This is a genomic window from Rubrivivax gelatinosus (assembly GCF_004340905.1).
Lineage (GTDB): Bacteria > Pseudomonadota > Gammaproteobacteria > Burkholderiales > Burkholderiaceae_C > Rubrivivax > Rubrivivax gelatinosus.
Genome location: NZ_SLXD01000035.1, coordinates 1 through 1,043, shown reverse-complemented (window position 1 = coordinate 1,043; position 1,043 = coordinate 1). Strand labels below are relative to the sequence as shown.

Genomic DNA, 1,043 nt, shown 5'->3' with positions numbered 1-1,043 from the left:
CCTGATTAGCAACGTGCCTCAGCAGTCTCACGCAGTGAGCCAGTGAACTTCTACGCTGGCAGCACCGCTCACGAGGAGACGCTGATGGCGATGAACCGAATCCAGTTCCAGCCCGGCCTGTCGATGCCAGAGTTCCAGCGCTGCTTCGGCGCCGAGGAGCAATGCGCCGCTGCGGTGGCGGCGGCGCGCTGGCCCAACGGCTTTGCCTGCCCGCGTTGCGGCACCACGGCGCACTGCGCGATCCGACACCAAGGCCGTCGGCTTCTGCAGTGCAACGCGTGCCGCCACCAGACCTCGCTGACGGCCGGCACGCTGTTCGCATGCACCAAGCTGCCGCTGACGACCTGGTTCCTGGCGATGTACCTGCTCAGCCAGGCCAAGACGGGCCTGTCGGCGCTGGCGCTCAAGCGCCAACTCGGCGTGAGTTACCCGACGGCTTGGCTGATGCACCACAAGATCCTGCACGCCATGGCCGAGCGCGAACAACTGCACCGCCTCGACGGCCAGATCCAGCTCGATGACGCCTACCTCGGCGGCGAGCGCAGCGACGGCAGCACTGGGCGAGGGACCACTGGCAAGACGCCCTTCGTCGCCGCGGTGAGCGTCAACGCCGCAGGCCACCCGCTGTTCGTCAAGCTCTCCACCGTCCCGGCCTTCTCCTACGAGGCCATCGCCATGTGGGCCTGCCGCAACCTCGTGCCCGGCTCTCTCGTCCGCAGTGACGGCCTGGGCTGCTTTGCCGGCGTCTCGGCCGCTCAATGCCTGCATGCCCCCATCGTCGCCGGCCGCGCGAAGCCCGCTGCCTTGCCCGACTTCCATTGGGTCAACACCGTGCTCGGCAACCTCAAGCGCACCCTCGCTGGCGCCCATCACAGCTTCAAGTTCGGCAAGTACGCCGACGCCTACCTCGCCGGCTTCGCCTACCGTTTCAACCGCCGCTTCGATCTCAAGGGCCTCGTCGCTCGTCTCATAGTCGACGTCGCTCGCGCCGCGCCGAGAACTGGCAAGGTGATCAGGCAGGCTGACGAACATTTCTAATCAGG

The 1,043-nt window shown here is 66.8% G+C and carries 1 protein-coding gene; it reads left to right on the top strand.

Features of this window, described 5'->3' with window-relative positions:
• Positions 1–84 precede the first annotated feature (84 nt).
• The gene (locus tag EV684_RS23875) at positions 85–1,038 is read left to right on the top strand and encodes an IS1595 family transposase (RefSeq protein ID WP_132649838.1); all 954 of its coding nucleotides are present in this window, start codon (positions 85–87) and stop codon (positions 1,036–1,038) included.
• Positions 1,039–1,043 lie beyond the last annotated feature (5 nt).

Bases quoted from the DNA above. Each gene is read 5' to 3' on its own strand.
- EV684_RS23875 (WP_132649838.1), top strand. From the start codon at position 85: ATGGCGATGAACCGAATCCAGTTCCAGCCCGGCCTGTCGATGCCAGAG.